Annotated in this window: 1 protein-coding gene; it reads left to right on the top strand. The window is 43.3% G+C overall.

Annotated features, from left to right (window positions below; all coding sequences use genetic code 11):
- Positions 1-46: 46 nt before the first annotated feature.
- Positions 47-245, top strand: a 199-nt coding sequence (locus AC6UD0_RS07470) for a DegV family protein (RefSeq protein WP_500708724.1), incomplete at its 3' end; no start/stop codon positions are given.

The following is a 245-nucleotide window of genomic DNA, read 5'->3' as shown; positions in this document are numbered from 1 at the left end:
ATGGAAATACCCCGTGGCTAACCACGGGCAACGAGAGGTGAACCTAATGTACCAGCTTTTAACCGATTCTTGCTGCGACTTACCCTATCAAACATTACACGATCATCATGTGGATTTTGTCTCAATGCATTTTACAATCGATGGTCAGGAATACGAAGACGATCTTGGCGAAGATAAATACGATATCAATGCCTTTTACCAGCAGCTCAAGCAAAATGTGATGCCAACAACGACACAGGTCAACA

This window comes from Fructilactobacillus sp. X7R9C1 (assembly GCF_059901005.1).
The sequence above is the reverse complement of the archived record's forward strand: the minus strand, read 5'-3'. Positions and strand labels throughout refer to the sequence as shown.